This window comes from Eikenella sp. HMSC061C02, from assembly GCF_001809035.1.
Lineage (GTDB): Bacteria > Pseudomonadota > Gammaproteobacteria > Burkholderiales > Neisseriaceae > Eikenella > Eikenella corrodens.
In genome coordinates this window covers 84,839-101,034 of the sequence record NZ_KV795566.1, presented here as the reverse complement: position 1 = coordinate 101,034, position 16,196 = coordinate 84,839, and the positions used below count along the sequence as shown (strand labels likewise).

Annotated in this window: 15 protein-coding genes; 13 read left to right on the top strand and 2 right to left on the bottom strand. The window is 57.5% G+C overall.

What is annotated here, in order from left to right; genetic code table 11:
* The first annotated feature begins 207 nt into the window (after positions 1–207).
* Positions 208–567, top strand: a complete 360-nt coding sequence (locus HMPREF2541_RS09670) for a hypothetical protein (protein WP_023887052.1) — start codon at positions 208–210, stop codon at positions 565–567.
* Between the two features lie 424 nt (positions 568–991).
* Here HMPREF2541_RS09670 and HMPREF2541_RS09665 read toward each other — a convergent pair whose 3' ends face one another.
* Positions 992–2,143, bottom strand: a complete 1,152-nt coding sequence (locus HMPREF2541_RS09665) for a class I SAM-dependent methyltransferase (RefSeq protein WP_070543391.1) — start codon at positions 2,141–2,143, stop codon at positions 992–994.
* 260 nt (positions 2,144–2,403) lie between these two features.
* Between HMPREF2541_RS09665 and mraZ the strand changes: the two genes are divergently transcribed.
* The 7 genes from mraZ (at position 2,404) to HMPREF2541_RS09630 (ending at position 9,973) form a co-directional block, all read left to right on the top strand.
* A complete protein-coding gene (gene mraZ, locus HMPREF2541_RS09660) occupies positions 2,404–2,859 on the top strand; it encodes a division/cell wall cluster transcriptional repressor MraZ (RefSeq protein WP_023887050.1) in 456 nt (151 codons plus the stop codon).
* Positions 2,856–3,812, top strand: a complete 957-nt coding sequence (gene rsmH / locus HMPREF2541_RS09655; protein ID WP_070543389.1) for a 16S rRNA (cytosine(1402)-N(4))-methyltransferase RsmH — start codon at positions 2,856–2,858, stop codon at positions 3,810–3,812. Before mraZ ends, rsmH begins: the two co-directional genes overlap by 4 nt.
* Complete coding sequence (ftsL, locus tag HMPREF2541_RS09650; RefSeq protein ID WP_023887048.1) at positions 3,805–4,068, top strand: cell division protein FtsL; 264 nt, start codon at positions 3,805–3,807, stop codon at positions 4,066–4,068. Before rsmH ends, ftsL begins: the two co-directional genes overlap by 8 nt.
* 88 nt (positions 4,069–4,156) lie before the next feature.
* Positions 4,157–5,893 carry a peptidoglycan D,D-transpeptidase FtsI family protein gene (locus tag HMPREF2541_RS09645; protein ID WP_070543388.1) on the top strand — a complete coding sequence of 579 codons (1,737 nt, stop codon included), beginning with the start codon at positions 4,157–4,159 and terminating at the stop codon, positions 5,891–5,893.
* Between the two features lie 20 nt (positions 5,894–5,913).
* A complete protein-coding gene (locus HMPREF2541_RS09640; RefSeq protein WP_070543386.1) occupies positions 5,914–7,395 on the top strand; it encodes a UDP-N-acetylmuramoyl-L-alanyl-D-glutamate--2,6-diaminopimelate ligase in 1,482 nt (493 codons plus the stop codon).
* Positions 7,396–7,518: 123 nt separating this feature from the next.
* Entirely contained in the window at positions 7,519–8,901 is a 1,383-nt protein-coding gene (gene murF, locus HMPREF2541_RS09635) for a UDP-N-acetylmuramoyl-tripeptide--D-alanyl-D-alanine ligase (RefSeq protein ID WP_070543384.1), read from the top strand.
* Complete coding sequence (locus tag HMPREF2541_RS09630; protein ID WP_070543382.1) at positions 8,891–9,973, top strand: MBL fold metallo-hydrolase; 1,083 nt, start codon at positions 8,891–8,893, stop codon at positions 9,971–9,973. The genes murF and HMPREF2541_RS09630 overlap by 11 nt, the downstream gene beginning before the upstream one ends.
* Before the next feature lie 93 nt (positions 9,974–10,066).
* Here HMPREF2541_RS09630 and HMPREF2541_RS09625 read toward each other — a convergent pair whose 3' ends face one another.
* The gene (locus HMPREF2541_RS09625) at positions 10,067–10,834 is read right to left on the bottom strand and encodes an alpha/beta fold hydrolase (protein WP_070543380.1); all 768 of its coding nucleotides are present in this window, start codon (positions 10,832–10,834) and stop codon (positions 10,067–10,069) included.
* A gap of 281 nt (positions 10,835–11,115) precedes the next feature.
* On the opposite strand from HMPREF2541_RS09625, the gene mraY reads away from it, so the two are divergent.
* The 5 genes from mraY (at position 11,116) to ftsW (ending at position 16,192) form a co-directional block, all read left to right on the top strand.
* The gene (gene mraY / locus HMPREF2541_RS09620; protein WP_070543379.1) at positions 11,116–12,198 is read left to right on the top strand and encodes a phospho-N-acetylmuramoyl-pentapeptide-transferase; all 1,083 of its coding nucleotides are present in this window, start codon (positions 11,116–11,118) and stop codon (positions 12,196–12,198) included.
* Between the two features lie 321 nt (positions 12,199–12,519).
* Positions 12,520–12,822: a hypothetical protein gene (locus HMPREF2541_RS09615; protein WP_083296816.1), complete on the top strand. Its 303-nt coding sequence runs from the start codon at positions 12,520–12,522 to the stop codon at positions 12,820–12,822.
* A 101-nt stretch (positions 12,823–12,923) separates the two neighbouring features.
* Entirely contained in the window at positions 12,924–14,267 is a 1,344-nt protein-coding gene (murD, locus tag HMPREF2541_RS09610) for a UDP-N-acetylmuramoyl-L-alanine--D-glutamate ligase (RefSeq protein ID WP_070543377.1), read from the top strand.
* A 100-nt stretch (positions 14,268–14,367) separates the two neighbouring features.
* On the top strand, positions 14,368–14,928 hold the full coding sequence (locus HMPREF2541_RS09605) for a hypothetical protein (RefSeq protein ID WP_246824989.1): 561 nt from the start codon (positions 14,368–14,370) through the stop codon (positions 14,926–14,928).
* A gap of 109 nt (positions 14,929–15,037) precedes the next feature.
* The gene (ftsW, locus tag HMPREF2541_RS09600) at positions 15,038–16,192 is read left to right on the top strand and encodes a putative lipid II flippase FtsW (RefSeq protein WP_003822459.1); all 1,155 of its coding nucleotides are present in this window, start codon (positions 15,038–15,040) and stop codon (positions 16,190–16,192) included.
* The last annotated feature ends 4 nt before the right edge of the window (positions 16,193–16,196 follow it).

Sequence of the window (16,196 nt, the reverse complement as noted above, 5' to 3'; positions counted from 1 at the left end):
TTGCTTCCTAAGCCCCTAAATTTAATTCACTATACTTCATCATTATGCGCGCCAACAAATAAGGTGCGCAATGTTTTGTGTTCAATGCTATCTATCTTTGATTTTTTGCCCTGCCGGTATGGTTATCGTGGCTGCATATTGCCCGTTTGATACTTGCTGCTTTTTGATAAAATGGCGGTTTTTATCTGTTTCATGCCAAGGACGAGCATGTCTTTTATTAGAAGAACATTTGGCGGGTTGTCTGCCGCATATTATATCCGCCACTTTCTTATTGGCCTGATTTTCTATATTTTCATCATGTTCGATTTCGGCGGTAGTAAAGAAAATCCGAATTATTGGTCGATCATGATGGCATTTACCGCATGCCAGTTGCTGTATCCGTATGCGTATTTTGTGTATGACCGTATCGCAGATTATATTTCGGGTGATCGCGGGACTTACTTTGTTTCGCATATCATGTCGGTTGTGCGGATTTTTGCCGCGATTCTGTGCTGGTTTGGCGCCCCAATCATCGCGCCGCTCGGTTTGGCTTGGCTGTATTGGGAACACGGCAGGCAGGAGCAATGAACAGAATATTAAGGATAAGATGCGGAGGCAGCTTGAAAGCAGTTTCAGGCTGTTTTTGTTTTATAGTGAATTAACAAAAACCAGTACAGCATTGCCTCGCCTTGCCGTACTATTTGTACTGTCTGCGGCTCGGCCGCCTTGTCCTGATTTTTGTTAATCCACTATAGAAGGGGCGGTGGTTGCTGCGGGTTGTTGTTTAAAGCCGATATTTTGGTTTTCAGGTAGCCTCAAAGCGGGTAGAGGCTACCTGAAAAACTAGGTAGGCAAATACCCGTCTGGCGGCTTTCAGGTAGCCTTTAGGCTTTCGGCAATGCCATCAAAGTAAACAAAACGCTTGCGGAGCATGATTCCGCAAGCGTTTTGTTATTGGAAGGCGCGGGCTGGGGCTACCTGAAAGTGTCGGCTGCAAACCGGCAGTTGGCGGCTATAGCTTGTGGCACAAATCTCCGAGGGCGAAGCCTGGCCAGTCGGGGTCGATATCGCGGCCGAAGGCGATAACTTTGAAGAGCTCGCCCATTTCCTGCGGGGCGAGCAGGGTTTGGCAGGCAGTAGCAGCACGGATGTAGGCTTGGCTTTCCGGTTCGCCTTGGGCGGCAAGCAGGTCGGTGAGGCCGAGATTGAGCAGGAAGGCGGCCTGGGTGGTGTAGCCGATGAGGTCGAGCCCGGCTTGGCAGGCGGCTTCGGCGATGGCGGTGAAATTTATATGGCAGGTGAGGTCGGTGAGGCCGATGTGCTCGAAGGGGTTGTGCACGGCGTGGTGGCGGTAGTGGCCGATGAGGGTGCCGCCGTTGCGCTGGGGGTGGTAATACTGGGCGGCGTCGAAGCCGTAGTCGATAAAGAGCAGGGCGCCGCGCGTGAGGCGCTGGGCGAGGGTGCGGATAAAGGCTTGCTGGTGCCGGTGCAGTTCGCTGGTGTAGCCGTCGATGGCGGGTAGCAGCGCTTGGGCGGCGGGCAGCAGCTCGGCCGGCAAGGGGGCGCTTTGCCATTGGAATTGTTGGTTTACATCCAGCCCCACACCCATCAGCTGCCATTGGCCGCTTTGATAGCGCACGATGTCGCAGGGCATGGCGTCGAGCACTTCGTTGCCGATGACGATGCCGTCGAACTCGGCGGATAGTTCGGTGAGCCACGTGATTTGGTGCTGGTGTTGGGGCAGGGCGGCAGCAAGGTGGCGGCGTTGGCGTTCGGCCAAATCGGGTGAGACTTCAATGATGTAGTAGTGCCGGAGGCTACCTGAAAGTTTGCTGATCAGTTGGGCGGCCAGCTCGCCGGTGCCTGCGCCGAATTCGTAGATATTGCCGTCGGTTTGCGGCAGCATGGATTGCAGCTGGATGGCGAGGGTTTGCCCGAACAGCGGGGTGAGCGTGGGGGCGGTGATGAAGTCGCCGGCCGCGCCGATTTTATGTGCACCGCCGGAGTAGTAGCCGTATTGCGGCTGGTAGAGTGCGAGCTGCATGAAGTCGGCAAAGGGCAGGAAGCCGTGGTTGGCCTGAATGCGTTGTTGTATCAGGCCACACAGTGCCTGTGAGGTGACCAGCGCTTCGGGGCCGGGGGTGGGCAGGGTAGGGCGGTTCATAGAGCAATTATGCGAATAATCTGGAAAACGTGCGCAATTATAAAGGCTTGCTGCCGGGAGGCAAAATCGGGGCTGCTCGGAAAACGGCAGGCGTGGTGATTGAGACTAACTATCTTATGTAAAAACAGTTTGTTAATCGTGGGTTTTTACGGTGTTTGCAATTGACCGATGCCGTAGCTTTGCCGTATAGTGTCGCTTCGTGGGGAATTGTGGGGCAAAGTGCCTTTTCAGTTCCAAAAATTAATCGAAGGTGGGAAAAAGTGTTTGGCGGCGTACATGAATTGAGCATCGACAGCAAGGGGCGCTTGGCGATTCCGGCCAAGTTCCGCGACTTGCTTGCGCGCCACTACACGCCGTCTTTGGTGGTTACCGTGGAGGCGCGCACGCATCTGGTGATGTATCCGGAAGCGGAGTGGCAGAAAACGGCGGAAAATTTGCAGGCGATGAATGTGTCGGGCAATCCGGCTGCCAGAATGTTCCGCGATTTGATGCTGAACCATGCCGAAACGCTGGATTTGGATGCTTCAGGCAGAATTTTGCTGCCGCCGAGCCTGCGCCGTCGCGTGCAATTTGATAAAGAAGTAACGTTGGTGGGTCGTGCCGACCGGCTGGAGCTGTGGAACCGCGAACGTTGGGAAGCCAATATGAACGCAGTGCTGGATATGGATCCAGACGAATTGGCCGAACAGCTCGATAAAGCCGGGTTCCGCCTATGAGCGCGCAGGAATTGGCGCACGTTACCGTGCTTTTGCACGAGGCGGTGGACTCTTTGGCAGTGAAGCCGGACGGCGTGTATGTGGACGGCACTTTCGGCCGCGGCGGGCACTCCCGCCTGATCTTGTCGAAACTGGGCGTGAACGGCCGATTGGTGGTGTTTGATAAAGACCCGCAGGCCATTGCCGTGGCGCGGCAGCTGGCGGAAGCCGACAAACGCGTGCAAGTAGTGCACGGTGGGTTTTCCAGCTTTCAGGTAGCCTTAAAAGAATTGGGTATTGAAGCGGTGGACGGTGCGTTGTTTGATTTGGGCGTGTCTTCGCCGCAGATCGACGATGCCGAACGCGGCTTCAGCTTTCGCTACGATGCGCCGCTGGATATGCGGATGGATACCACGCACGGCCAAACCGCCGCGCAATGGCTGGCCGAGGCCGGCGAAGAAGAGATTCGCGAGGTAATCAGAGATTATGGTGAAGAGCGGTTTAACAGCCAGATTGCGCGCGCCATTGTGCAGCAGCGGCAAGAGCGCCCCATCCTTACAACCGGCCAGCTGGCGCAGTTGGCGGCACAAGCCGTCCGTACTCGCGAACGCGGCCAAGATCCGGCGACGCGGACGTTTCAAGCCATTCGGATTTTCATCAACCGTGAGCTTGAAGAAATAAGCGCGGTGCTGCCGCAGGCCGCAGGCTACCTGAAAACCGGCGGGCGTTTGGCGGTGATTGCCTTCCATTCGCTGGAAGACCGGATAGTGAAACAGTTTATCCGCCGCCACAGCCGCCCCGCGCCGCTGCCCAAGTGGGTGATGGTGCGCGAAAGCGAACGCCCCGAACCGCCCTTGCGGGAAATCGGTAAGGCACAGCGGGCTTCGGCAGCAGAAACCGCAGCCAATCCGCGTGCACGCTCCGCTGTGTTGCGCGTGGCCGAGCGGACGGCGGGAGAGTTTGTAGATGAATAAGCTGAATATCATGCTGTTTGTGCTGGTGGTGCTCTCTGCATTGGGCGTGGTGTCGGTGCAGGACAGCTCGCGCGAATCGTTTATTGTGCTGGAAAAAGAACACCAGCGGCAGGCAGATTTGGAAGAGGAATACCGCCGCCTACAATGGCAGCAGGCCAAGTTGGCCAACCATAGTTTCATCAAAGAGGCGGCTCAGCAGCAGCAGTTGCAGCCGCCCACCATGCAGAACACCAAAATCGTGCGTCTGCAATATTAAAAGGCGAATGAAGCCGATATAAAGTGGTTGAATATATTAAATAAGCAGTTTTGCTGCCGTGTGGGCGGCAGCGTAGAGAGTAAATACCATGCTGATTAAAAGCGATTACAAGCCGCAGATGCGGCAGAAACCAGTTAAACAGAAGAAACCGGTAAGCACCAATGGCCGGATTGCCTTTGTTTTGCTGGTTTTTGCTTTGGCTTTCGCCGCAGCGGCGGGCTGGAGCGTACATTTGCATACGGTGGAGCAAGACCGCCTGCAAACCGAGGGCAATAAGCGTTTTGTGCGCACTTTGGTGCAGCAGGCCAATCGCGGCACGATTACCGACCGCAACGGTGCAGTGCTGGCCTTGAGCGCACCCACCGATTCGCTGTATGCCATCCCTTCTGCCATGGATAAAATGCCCAGCCAAGAGCAGCTGGAGCAGCTTTCCGAAATCATCGAAGTGCCGGTGGAAACCATTGCCGACCGTTTGGCGCGTACCAACAGCGATTTTGTGTTTTTGAAACGGCAGATGAGCGCGGAAACCGCTGCCAAAGTGCGGGCTTTGAAAATTGAGGGTTTGGCCTTCCAAACCGAGCCCAAGCGGCAATATCCGATGGGCAATTTGTTCTCCCACGTTATCGGCTTCACCAATATCGACGGCAAAGGCCAAGAAGGTTTGGAGCTCTCGCGAGAAGACGACCTGCGCGGCCAAGACGGCGCGCGCGTGGTGCTGCGCGACAATAAAGGCAATTATGTTGATCAATTGGATTCGCCGCGCAACCGCGATGCGGTAGACGGGCGCAATATGGTGCTCTCGCTGGATCAGCGTATTCAATCGCTGGCGCACGATAAATTGGCGCAGGCTATTGACTACCATCAAGCCAAAGCCGGCACCGCAGTGGTGTTGGATGCACAAACCGGCGAAATCCTTGCTTTGGTAAACCTGCCGGATTTCGATCCGAACCAGCCCGGCGGTGCCGAAATCTCCCTGCGCCGCAACCGTGCGGTGACCGATATGATCGAGCCCGGCTCGGCCATGAAACCTTTCCCGATTGCCAAAGCCTTGGATTCGGGCAAAGTGAACGAAAATATGGTGTTCAACACCAATACTTATAATATCGGCCCGGCTACCGTGCGCGATACGCACAACTACCCTTCGCTCACCCTGCGCGGCATCATGCAGAAATCTTCCAACGTAGGCGTGAGCAAGCTTTCGGCCATGTTTAAGCCAGAAGAGATGCACGATTTTTATAAATCAGTCGGTTTCGGCCGCCGCATGCACTCCGGTTTCCCCGGCGAATCGCCCGGCCTGGTGCGCGACTGGCGCAACTGGCGGCCCATCGAGCAGGCCACCATGTCGTTCGGCTACGGCTTGCAGATGAGCCTGCTGCAGCTGGCGCACAGCTACACCATCTTCACCAGCGACGGCAAACTTTTGCCGGTGAGTTTCCTGCGCCAGAGCACCGCGCCGCAGGGCGAGCAGGTGATTAAGCCTGAAACCGCACGCGCCATCCGCCGCATGATGGTATCTGTTACCGAACCCGGCGGCACCGGTACGCAGGGTGCTGTGCCCGGTTTCAACGTGGGTGCGAAAACCGGTACCGCACGCAAGCTGGTGGGCGGTCGCTATGCCGACAACAAACACATGGCCACCTTCATCGGTTTCGCCCCAGCCGAGCATCCGCGCGTGATTGTGGCGGTGAACATCGACGAGCCTACCCAAAACGGCTATTACGGCGGTCTGGTGGCCGGGCCGGTGTTTAAAGACATCATGGCCGGTTCGCTGAATATTCTGGGCGTAACGCCCACCAAACCTGTGCAGCAAGTTGCTGCCAAATAAATCGGTGCTTGGAGCCGACCATGTATTGCTTGAAGGACAAACAGTTTGACTTGCCCGACAACTGCACCCTGCCGCCCGATGTGGCGGCGGGGTGCATTTTGCGTATGGACAGCCGTCTGGTGCAGCCGGGCGACGTATTCGTGGCCTGCCAGGGCGAATATGCCGACGGCCGCAACTATATTCCCGCCGCGATTGCCAATGGCGCGGCGATGGTGTTTTGGGACAGCGGTGACGGTTTCGCTTGGCAGCCGGAGTGGCAAATCGCCAACCTCGGCGTGCCGCACCTGAAGCAAAATGCCGGCCTGTTGGCAGCCAAACTCTACGGCAATTTTTCAGGTAGCCTCTCCTGCTGGGGAGTAACCGGCACCAACGGCAAAACCTCGATTTCGCAATGGCTTGCCCAAGCCGCCGATTTGCTCGGCACGCCCTGCGCCATCATCGGCACGGTGGGCAACGGCTTTTGGGGGCGGCTCGAAGAAACCACCCACACCACGCCCAATCCCGTGCGCGTGCAAACCCTGCTGCACCAATTCAAACAGCAGGGTGCAAAAGCCGTGGCGATGGAAGTATCCAGCCACGGCCTCGACCAAAACCGCGTGGTCGGCACGCCCTTTTCCTCCGCCATCTTCACCAACCTCACCCGCGACCACCTCGATTACCACGGCAGTATGGCCGCCTATGGCGCCAGCAAGGCCAAGCTGTTCTATTGGCAAAGCCTTCGGCACGCCATCATCAATACGGACGATGAATTCGGCCGCGAGCTGGCCGCCGGATTGCGCACCGACCGCCCAAATTTGAACGTGTATGGCTACGGCTTCAATGAACAAGCCGATATCCGAATCACCCGCTTTGCCGCTTCCGCTCAGGGCATGCAGGTAGCTTTTGATACGCCTTGGGGCAGCGGCGAAATCCACAGCCGGCTCTTGGGGCGGTTCAATGCGCAAAACCTCGCTGCCTGCGTCGGACTTTTGTGCGCCGAAGGCTATTCGCTGCCCGACGTATTGCGCGTGCTCGCACAAATCCGCCCCGCCACCGGCCGCATGGACTGCATCAGCCGCGCAGGCCGCCCGCTGGTGGTGGTGGATTATGCCCACACCCCCGACGCGCTGGAAAAAGCGCTGGCCACCCTGCGCGAAATCAAACCGCAGGGCGCGAGCCTGTGGTGCGTGTTCGGCTGCGGCGGCAACCGCGACCGCGGCAAACGCCCGCTGATGGGCAGCGCCGCCGTGCAGGGTGCAGATAAAGTGGTGATTACCAGCGATAATCCGCGCATGGAAGAGCCACAAGACATTATTGCCGACATCCTGCCTGCCGTGCCGCAGCCCGCGCTGGTGGAGGCCGACCGCCGAGTGGCCATCCAAACCGCCATCCGCCGCGCTGCGCCGCAGGATATCGTGCTGATTGCCGGCAAAGGCCACGAAACCTATCAAGACGTACAGGGCGAGAAGCACCATTTCTCCGATTTTGAAATAGCCGAAGCCGCGTTGGATGAGGCTACCTGAAAAGTCTAGATTTGGTTGAACCCATACGTTCAGGTAGCCTTTTGAGCTTGCCACAGGCTACCTGAAAGCGTTAATACCTTTTCAGCTAGCCTGCCGCCCTGTCATATTTTCAATGGAATGCCCATGCCCACACTCGATTTAGCCTTTGTCTGCCGCGCCCTGAACCTGCCCGTGCCGCAGCACAACCTCCCCATCCGCCGCGTCATCACCGACAGCCGTCAAGCCGCTGCTGCTGACGAGCGCGGCACGGATTTGTTTGTCGCTTTGGTGGGCGATAAACACGACGCCCACGATTTTGTGCCTGCCGTGTTGGCACAGGGCGCTTTGGCACTGGTGTCGCGCCAAGACTGCGCCGCACTTTCAGGTAGCCTGCCGGTGGCCGATACGTTGGCGGCACTGCAAACCCTGGCTGCCGCTTGGCGCGAAGCGGTGAACCCGCTGGTGCTCGGCATCACCGGTTCTTCCGGCAAAACCACGGTGAAGGAAATGCTGGCCGCCATTCTGCGCCGCCAGTTCGGCGAAGCGGCCGTGTTGGCTACCGCCGGCAATTTCAACAACCACATCGGCCTGCCGCTCACCCTGCTTGCCCTGCGGCCGCAGCAGCGCTACGCCGTTATCGAAATGGGCATGAACCATTTCGGCGAGCTTGATGCGCTCACCCGCATTGCTCGTCCCGATGCCGCGCTGGTCAACAATGCCCTGCGCGCGCACATCGGCTGCGGTTTCGACGGCGTGGGCGATATTGCCCGCGCCAAAAGCGAAATCTATCGCGGGCTACCTGAAAGCGGCACGGCGCTGATTCCGGCGGAAGACGAATACGCCGAAGTGTTCCGCGCCGCCTGCCGCGCCCTGAATTTGCGCCAAATCGAATTCGGCGTGGACAAGGGCGAAGTGCATGCCGAAAACGTTCAGCTGCTGCCCCTGGGCTGCCGCTTCGATTTGGTGTGGCAAAACCAACGTGCGGCGGTAGAACTGCCGGTGCCGGGCAAGCACAATGTGGCCAATGCCGTGGCCGCTGCCGCGCTGGCTTTACAGGCCGGCGTGGGGCTACCTGAAAGCGCCGCCGCACTGGCCGGGTTTGCCAATATCAAAGGCCGTTTGCAACGCAAGGCCGGCCTGCGCGGCAGCACGATTATCGACGACACCTACAACGCCAACCCCGACAGCATGAAGGCCGCGCTGGATGTGCTGGCCGAGCTGCCGGTGCCGCGCATTTTCGTGATGGGCGATATGGGCGAACTAGGCGACGGAGAAGCCCCCTCCCTGCACGCCGAAATCGGCCGCTATGCGCGGGATAAGGGCATCGAAGCCGCCTATTTTGTGGGCGATTTCAGCGTGGAAGCCGCCGAAGCCTTTGGTGCGGCCGGGCTGTGGTTTGCCGCCAAAGACCCGTTGCAGCAGGTGCTGGTGCACGAATTGCCGGAGCAGGCTTCGGTGTTGGTGAAAGGTTCGCGTTTTATGCAGATGGAAGAGGTGGTGGCCGCCTTGCAGGGTCATGAAGCGTAGGCCGCACGGCGGTTATCCGCTCTATCCGGCCAGCAACCACTACGACCCGATCCGCCGCCGTTTTTTCAACCCAGAGCCCAAACGCCGATTGCAGCCGCTGGATTTTGGCGGAGCATTCAAAATGCTCAGCCGGCAAGGCCGCTTTCCCGCGCAGCCGCTGCCGTTTGAGAAGCCTGATTTTGCCGCCTTCATGCGGCAGGAAGGGCTACCTGAAAACGAGCAGCGCGAGTTTCGCCAAAACGAGCAGAGCGAGTTTCTGTGCAGCAAAAATGAGCAAAAGGCGCAGTTTGTTTGGTTCGGCCATTCCACCTTGCTGATGCGTGTGGCCGGGTTGAATATCATCACCGACCCCGTGTTCGGCATGAGCGCGGCGCCGCACAATAAAATGTTCCGCCGCTTCCAGCCGCCGCCCGCCGCGCCGCACGAATTGCCGCCGCTCGACATCATCCTCTACAGCCACAACCACTACGACCATTTGGAGGAATCCTTCGTGCGCAGCGTGGCAGACAGCGGGGTGCATTTCCTCGTGCCGCTTGGCATGGAAGTGCTGTTGCGCCGCTGGGGTGTGAAGGCGGAAAACATTTCGGCGGCGGATTGGTATCAGAGCCATACCGTTGGCGGCGTAACATTCACCGCCACCCCCGCCCGCCACGACAGCTCGCGCAACCTGGCCGACCACAACCGCATGCTGTGGGCGGGCTGGGCCATCGAAGGCGGTGGCCAGCGGCTTTATTTCAGCGGCGATTCGTCCTACGGCAGCCACTTCGCCGACATTGGCCGGCACTTCGGCAGCTTTGATCTGGCCTTTATGGAAAACGGTCAATACGACCGCCGCTGGCCGGACAACCATATGTTTCCCAGGCAAACCGTGCAGGCCGCCATCGACGTGGGCGCGCGCCGCATGATGCCGATTCACTGGGGTGCCTTCAGCCTGGCCATGCACGATTGGGACGAACCCGTGCGCCGCAGCATCCCGCTGGCCATCGAGCGCGGCCTGCCGGTGCTCACGCCGCTGATCGGGCAGGTGTTTGATGCGGATACGGAAACTGGGTTTTGGTGGGAAGAAGTTTGAGCGGTTTGGACAAATTCGACTTCGTTTGCTTTCAGGTAGCCTTACTGGTTCAAAGTTGGCTGAAACAAAAACAGCCATGTTGGTAACCCAAGCTCAAGCGCACATAAATTCCGCCAAAGCGGTAGCCAAGCCTTCCGGATTTTCCCAAGACATCGAGTGCCCGGCATCGGCAATCACGGCGCAGGGAATACCGTATTGAAGGATAAGGTCGTAGTCTGTGTTGGGCAGGGAACGATCGCCAACTAAATAAATTTTGCGTTGGGGCAGGGAGGAGAGGCGGTACAGCCAATCGGGCGATATACCGTTCACTAAATGATATGCACTACGCCACAATGCCCACGGGGCAGCACTTTGTAGGCTGCCCGCCCACGGCGAGAGTTCGTTATTTAGCAATTCGGCATAGCCATTGTGGATGAAATACGCTTCATTCTGTGCGGTAATGTTGCGGCTGAATATACCGCCGCCAGCAATCAGGTTGCATTCGCTAACCATGAGTCCGCGCACGCGGCTGCCGAGCTGTTCGGCGGCTTCAATAGCGATGCTGCCACCCATGCTGTGCCCATAGAGATAGAAGTGCGGCAAGTTAAGATGGTTGGCCAGTTCGGATACGATTGCGGCTTGCGCACTGGTGGAATAGGAGAAATCCTGTGGGCGTTCGCTGTAGCCGTGACCTGCCAAGTCAAGCAGGATAGTGCGGCGGCCTGCCAAGGCCGGACTGGCAGCGATGCGGGGGTACTCGTAGCTGGCAGCGCAGCCTAGGCCGTGGATAAATAAGCAAGGGGTGCTGTTTCTGCCCGCATGGGCTGGTAGATCCATAAATCGGATGCGGCAGCGTGCGCTGTGGGAGTGCATGGTTTGCATAGTTTGTGCCTCGCATGGCAGTGGGAATTTCGGTTTTCAGGTAGCCTCTCTTGGGTAGCGGCTTAGTTTATAATGCCACATTTGCCCATTTTACAGTGGTGCAATACAGATAATTATGTTTCAGGTAGCCTTTTCTATTTCCGGCTGCCTAGGTTAATTAAGCGAATTCAATTTAAATCAGGACAAGGCAGCGAGCCGCGGATCGTGCACACGTACGGCAAGGCGGGCTAACGCAATATCGGTTTAAATTGAACTTACGAGAAATGATTTAAGGAAGTTTTATGCTTTTATGGTTGGCCAAACTCAGCAACTGGATTTCGGCGCTGAACATTTTCCAATACACCACTTTTCGCGCGGTGATGGCGGCGCTCACGGCACTGGCGTTCAGCCTGATGCTGGGGCCGTGGACCATCCGCAAGCTCACCGAGCTGAAAGCCGGCCAGGCCATCCGCAGCGACGGGCCGAAAACCCATCTGGCCAAGGCGGGCACGCCCACCATGGGCGGGGTGCTGATTTTGGTGTCGATTACGGTGTCCACACTGCTGTGGGGCAATGTGTCGCACCCGTATATCTGGATTCTGCTCGGCGTGCTGCTGGGCACGGGCGCGCTGGGCTTCTACGACGACTGGCGCAAGGTGGTGTATAAAGACCCGCACGGCGTGTCGGCCAAATTTAAGATGGTGTGGCAGAGCAGCGTGGCGCTGGCGGCGGGCTTGCTGCTGTTTTATGTGGCGAGCAATTCGGCAAACAATATTTTAATCGTGCCGTTTTTTAAGCAGGTGGCGCTGCCTTTGGGCGTGGTGGGCTTTGTGGTGCTGTCGTATTTCACCATTGTCGGCACGTCCAATGCGGTAAACCTCACCGATGGTTTGGACGGCCTGGCGGCTTTCCCGGTGGTGCTGGTGGCCGGCGGGATGGCGGTGTTTGCCTATGCCACCGGGCACTGGCAGTTTGCACGCTATCTGCAGTTGCCATTCGTGCCGGGGGCGAACGAGGTGATGGTGTTCTGCGCGGCCATGTGCGGCGCGTGTTTGGGCTTTTTGTGGTTCAACGCGGCACCCGCGCAGGTGTTTATGGGCGACGTGGGCGCGTTGGCACTGGGCGCGGCGCTGGGCGCGGTGGCGGTAATCGTGCGGCAGGAATTTGTGTTGGTGATTATGGGCGGCCTGTTTGTGGTAGAAGCTTTGTCGGTGATGCTGCAGGTGGGCTGGTATAAGAAGACCAAAAAACGCATCTTCCTGATGGCGCCGATTCATCACCATTTCGAGCAGAAGGGCTGGAAGGAAACGCAGGTGGTGGTGCGCTTTTGGATCATCACCATCGTGCTGGTGCTGGTGGGCTTGAGCACATTGAAAATTCGTTAAACGGTTTTCAGGTAGCCTAATCTGTAGAAATCGACAGCGTTGTTTACACTTTCGGCTTTTGCTTGAAGACCTATTTGAGCAGCTATCCGGCATTGTCAAGAATGTCGATAGACACGGGGAAACCGCTCTGTTCTTGATAATGACGGATAGCTGTCTAAGAATCATTCAAGCAAAAACAAAAGCTGTCCACCATAGAAAAAGTGTAAACAACGCGACGATTTCCTACACCTAATCTGGTTAAAGAGAGGCTACCTGAAAGCGGACACGGCAGGCTGCTATGAAGCCAAAATCCATTGCAACCCAATTTAAAGAACCTAGGTTATGCTGCTACACATGCTAATTTTGCTGGCCTTTGCCAAAATGCAGGATTTCGCTGAGGATTCCTATGCTTGGCAATGGGCGCTGGCTTTTGCCGTTGTAACTTTTTTATTCGGCTTGTTTGGCGGCCCCCTGATTGCGGCAGCTATTTCTACTGTGATTTGGGGCTTGTATTCATGGGGCTATTTCGCCCTGCTGCGGCAGATGGCAGACAGTTTGATTTTGTGGCTGATGGTGTGCATCGGCGGGATTATGCTGCCGTGGCTGCTGCTGATGAAGCTGCTGGCTAATACAGCCGTGCAGTAAAGGCTACCTGAAAACGCAAGCTACAACGCAGTCAAAATGAGCGAAGCGAAAAACTGAGAAAGCAGCCGCCTGCAGGCAAACCGGGCGGCATGGAGAATAGAATGAAAAGCGAATGGCAAAACCAAAAAATCCTCGTGGCCGGGATGGGCGGCAGCGGCATTTCCATGTTGGATTTCCTGCGCCGCAAAGGCGCGGTGGTAGCCGCTTATGATGCCGACTTCCCGGCAGCCAAACAAGCCGAGCTGCAACAGCGTTTCCCCGGCCTGGCCTGCCACACAGGCTACCTGAAAAACGCATTGGCCGAAGGTTTCGGCATTTTGGCACTCAGCCCCGGCATCAGCGAGCGCACGCCTGAAATCGAAGCCTTCAAACAGGCCGGCGGCCGTGTGCTGGGCGATGTGGAAATCTTGGCACACGAGCTTTCCGGCAAGCGCGACAAAATCATCGCCATCACCGGCAGCAACGGCAAAACCACCGTAACCAGCTTGGTGGGTCATTTGTGCCGCGAATGCGGGCTGGATACCGTGGTGGCCGGCAATATCGGCACGCCGGTGCTCGAAGCCTATGAAGAACGGCAGGAGCAGAGCGCCGACGTGTGGGTGCTCGAGCTTTCCAGCTTCCAGCTGGAAAACACCGACCATTTGAACGCCGCCGCCGCCGCCGTGCTCAATATTTCCGAAGACCACCTCAACCGCTACGACGACCTGCTCGACTACGCCCACGCCAAAGACAAAATCTTCCGCGGCAACGGCGTGCAGGTAATCAATGCCGACGATGCGCTGTGCCGCGCCATGAAACGCAGCGGCCGCGAAGTGCGCCGCTTTTCGCTGCAGCAGGAAACCGATTATTGGTTTGACGCCGCATCAGGCTACCTGAAACACGGCGCGGAAACGCTGATTGCCGCCGCCGACATTCCGCTGCAAGGCCTGCACAACGCCGCCAACGTGCTGGCCGCGCTGGCTTTGTGCGAAGCCGTCGGCCTGCCGCGTGCCGAACTGCTGCGCCATGTGCGTACCTTCAAAGGCCTGCCGCACCGCGTGGAAAAAATCGGCGAGAAAAACGGCGTGGTGTTTATCGACGACAGCAAAGGCACTAATGTGGGCGCCACCGAAGCCGCCATCGCCGGCCTGCAAAGCCCGCTGTTCCTGATTGCCGGCGGGCAGGGCAAAGGGCAGGACTTCACCCCGCTGAAAAACGTGCTGCCCGGCAAAGCCCGCGCTGTGTTGCTCATCGGCGAAGACGCACCGCAAATCCGCCGCGACCTGGCCGGCTGCGGCGTGGAGATGATGGATTGTGCCAGCCTGCAGGAAGCCGTGCAAACTGCCTACCGCCTGGCCGAGCCCGGCGACATTGTGTTGCTCAGCCCAGCCTGCGCCAGCTTCGATATGTTTAAAGGCTATGCCCACCGCTCGCAGGTGTTCATTGAGGCGTTTGAGGCCTTGTGATGTTTTCAGGTAGCCTTTGTTGAAGCCGAAAGGCTACCTGAAACTGCCGCATCGGCAGGCAAACTGACTTGGGAAAGCACAAATGGTATTGCACACTTTTTTGGAAAACTTTCCGTGGCGTCGGTTTGGCACGCCTTATGAAACCCACGCCAAAGGAGTGCAGCAGAACATTTTGAATATATTGGCGGGATCGGCTGTAGAAAAAGATTATGAGCGGCTGATTGACAGCTTGGAATCGCAGGCTTGGCTGGTGAAATTGTCGCCTTGGGGGCTGAAGGTTTGCCTGGCGTTGCTGGTGGAAGAGAAGCCGAATAAGGCTTGGTTGCTCAAGGGAATGCGTACGCTGTTTGAAGCGGCCAACTATAGTGCCCAATCTCCGCAGGCTCAGGCATTTAAAGAAACCAAGGGCAAGGCGCTGAAATACGGCATATTTAAAGCCAAGCTGTTCGATCCTGCCTTCGATGGCAGGATTGACGACGAGTTTCTTAAAATAAGCAAAACATTAGACAGGCATTATTTACACGTGTCTGTTTTAGAATTGTTTGCGGCAAACCGCGACCTGATAGCGGGTTTGGCCGCTTCCGCAGATGCAGAAACCGCCAAGCAGGCGGCTTTGTTGGCGGAGGCGATTGCCAACCCTAAGCAGTATCCTTGCAGTTAGCCGGCCGCAGATTTGAGCCGCAACAGATTTTTCAGGTAGCCTCTGTTGAAGCCTAAAGGCTACCTGAAACCTTGTTCCATTGATTTTTGAAGTAACTTGAAGTACCTGAATGATTACCGAATCCAAACTCCTCGACCGCAAAATCCTGCGCCACGGCCACATCATCGATCAATCGCTGCTGTGGCTGGTGGTGCTGATGCTGGGCTTCAGCCTGGTGATGGTGTATTCCGCCTCGGTGGCCTTTGCCGGGCAGGGCGGCGGCAATAAATGGGCATTCCTTATCCGCCAGGCGGCCTATATTGCCGTGGGCGGCGGGGCGGCTTGGGTGGCGTTCCGGGTGCCGATGCGCACTTGGCAGAAGTATTCGATGGTGCTGCTGGTGATCAGCCTGCTGATGCTGATTGCGGTGCTGCTGGTAGGGCGCGATGTGAACGGCGCGCGGCGTTGGATTCCTTTGGGCGTGGCCAATTTGCAGCCGAGCGAATTTTTCAAGCTGGCGGTGATTCTTTATCTTTCCGGCTTTTTCATGCGCCGCGCCGAAGTGTTGCAGCATTTGAAGAAAGTGTGCTGGGTGGCGCTGCCGGTGGGCTGCGGGCTGGGGCTGATTATGCTGCAGCCGGATTTCGGCTCGTTTGTGGTGGTGTCGGTAATCAGCGTGGGCTTGTTGTTTTTGGTGGGGCTGCCGTTTCGCTGGTTTATCGTGGTGGTGCTGGCCGGTTTGAGCGGCATGGTGACGCTGGTGTTGATTTCGCCCTACCGCATGGCGCGTGTTACCGCCTTCCTCGATCCGTGGGCCGACCCGCTGGGCAGCGGCTACCAGCTCACTCACGCGCTGATGGCCATCGGACGCGGCGGCTGGACGGGCGTGGGCTTGGGCGCAGGGCTGGAAAAACGCTTCTACCTGCCTGAAGCGCATACCGATTTCATCACCGCCGTGATCGGTGAGGAATTCGGCTTTCTCGGCATGATGCTGCTCACCGCCTGCTATTTGTGGCTGGTGTGGCGTTCGTTTTCCATCGGCAAAATGGCGCGCGATTTGGAGCAGTTTTTTGGCGCGTTTGTGGCCAGCGGCGTGGGCATTTGGCTGGGGATTCAGAGCTTTTTCAATATCGGCGTGAACATCGGCCTGTTGCCCACCAAGGGGCTGACCCTGCCGCTGATTTCCTTCGGCGGCTCGGCACTGGTGGCCATGCTGATAGCCGTGGCGCTGCTGCTGCGGGTGGATTATGAAAACCGGCGCAAAATGCGCGGTTTTGAAGTGTGAGGAG

What these genes read in the sequence shown, in the direction of transcription:
- HMPREF2541_RS09670 (WP_023887052.1), top strand. Translation starts at nt 208, where the DNA reads ATGTCTTTTATTAGAAGAACATTTGGCGGGTTGTCTGCCGCATATTAT.
- HMPREF2541_RS09665 (WP_070543391.1), bottom strand. Translation starts at nt 2,143, where the DNA reads ATGAACCGCCCTACCCTGCCCACCCCCGGCCCCGAAGCGCTGGTCACC.
- rsmH (WP_070543389.1), top strand. Translation starts at nt 2,856, where the DNA reads ATGAGCGCGCAGGAATTGGCGCACGTTACCGTGCTTTTGCACGAGGCG.
- ftsL (WP_023887048.1), top strand. Translation starts at nt 3,805, where the DNA reads ATGAATAAGCTGAATATCATGCTGTTTGTGCTGGTGGTGCTCTCTGCA.
- HMPREF2541_RS09645 (WP_070543388.1), top strand. Translation starts at nt 4,157, where the DNA reads ATGCTGATTAAAAGCGATTACAAGCCGCAGATGCGGCAGAAACCAGTT.
- HMPREF2541_RS09640 (WP_070543386.1), top strand. Translation starts at nt 5,914, where the DNA reads ATGTATTGCTTGAAGGACAAACAGTTTGACTTGCCCGACAACTGCACC.
- murF (WP_070543384.1), top strand. Translation starts at nt 7,519, where the DNA reads ATGCCCACACTCGATTTAGCCTTTGTCTGCCGCGCCCTGAACCTGCCC.
- HMPREF2541_RS09630 (WP_070543382.1), top strand. Translation starts at nt 8,891, where the DNA reads ATGAAGCGTAGGCCGCACGGCGGTTATCCGCTCTATCCGGCCAGCAAC.
- HMPREF2541_RS09625 (WP_070543380.1), bottom strand. Translation starts at nt 10,834, where the DNA reads ATGCAAACCATGCACTCCCACAGCGCACGCTGCCGCATCCGATTTATG.
- mraY (WP_070543379.1), top strand. Translation starts at nt 11,116, where the DNA reads ATGCTTTTATGGTTGGCCAAACTCAGCAACTGGATTTCGGCGCTGAAC.
- HMPREF2541_RS09615 (WP_083296816.1), top strand. Translation starts at nt 12,520, where the DNA reads ATGCTGCTACACATGCTAATTTTGCTGGCCTTTGCCAAAATGCAGGAT.
- murD (WP_070543377.1), top strand. Translation starts at nt 12,924, where the DNA reads ATGAAAAGCGAATGGCAAAACCAAAAAATCCTCGTGGCCGGGATGGGC.
- ftsW (WP_003822459.1), top strand. Translation starts at nt 15,038, where the DNA reads ATGATTACCGAATCCAAACTCCTCGACCGCAAAATCCTGCGCCACGGC.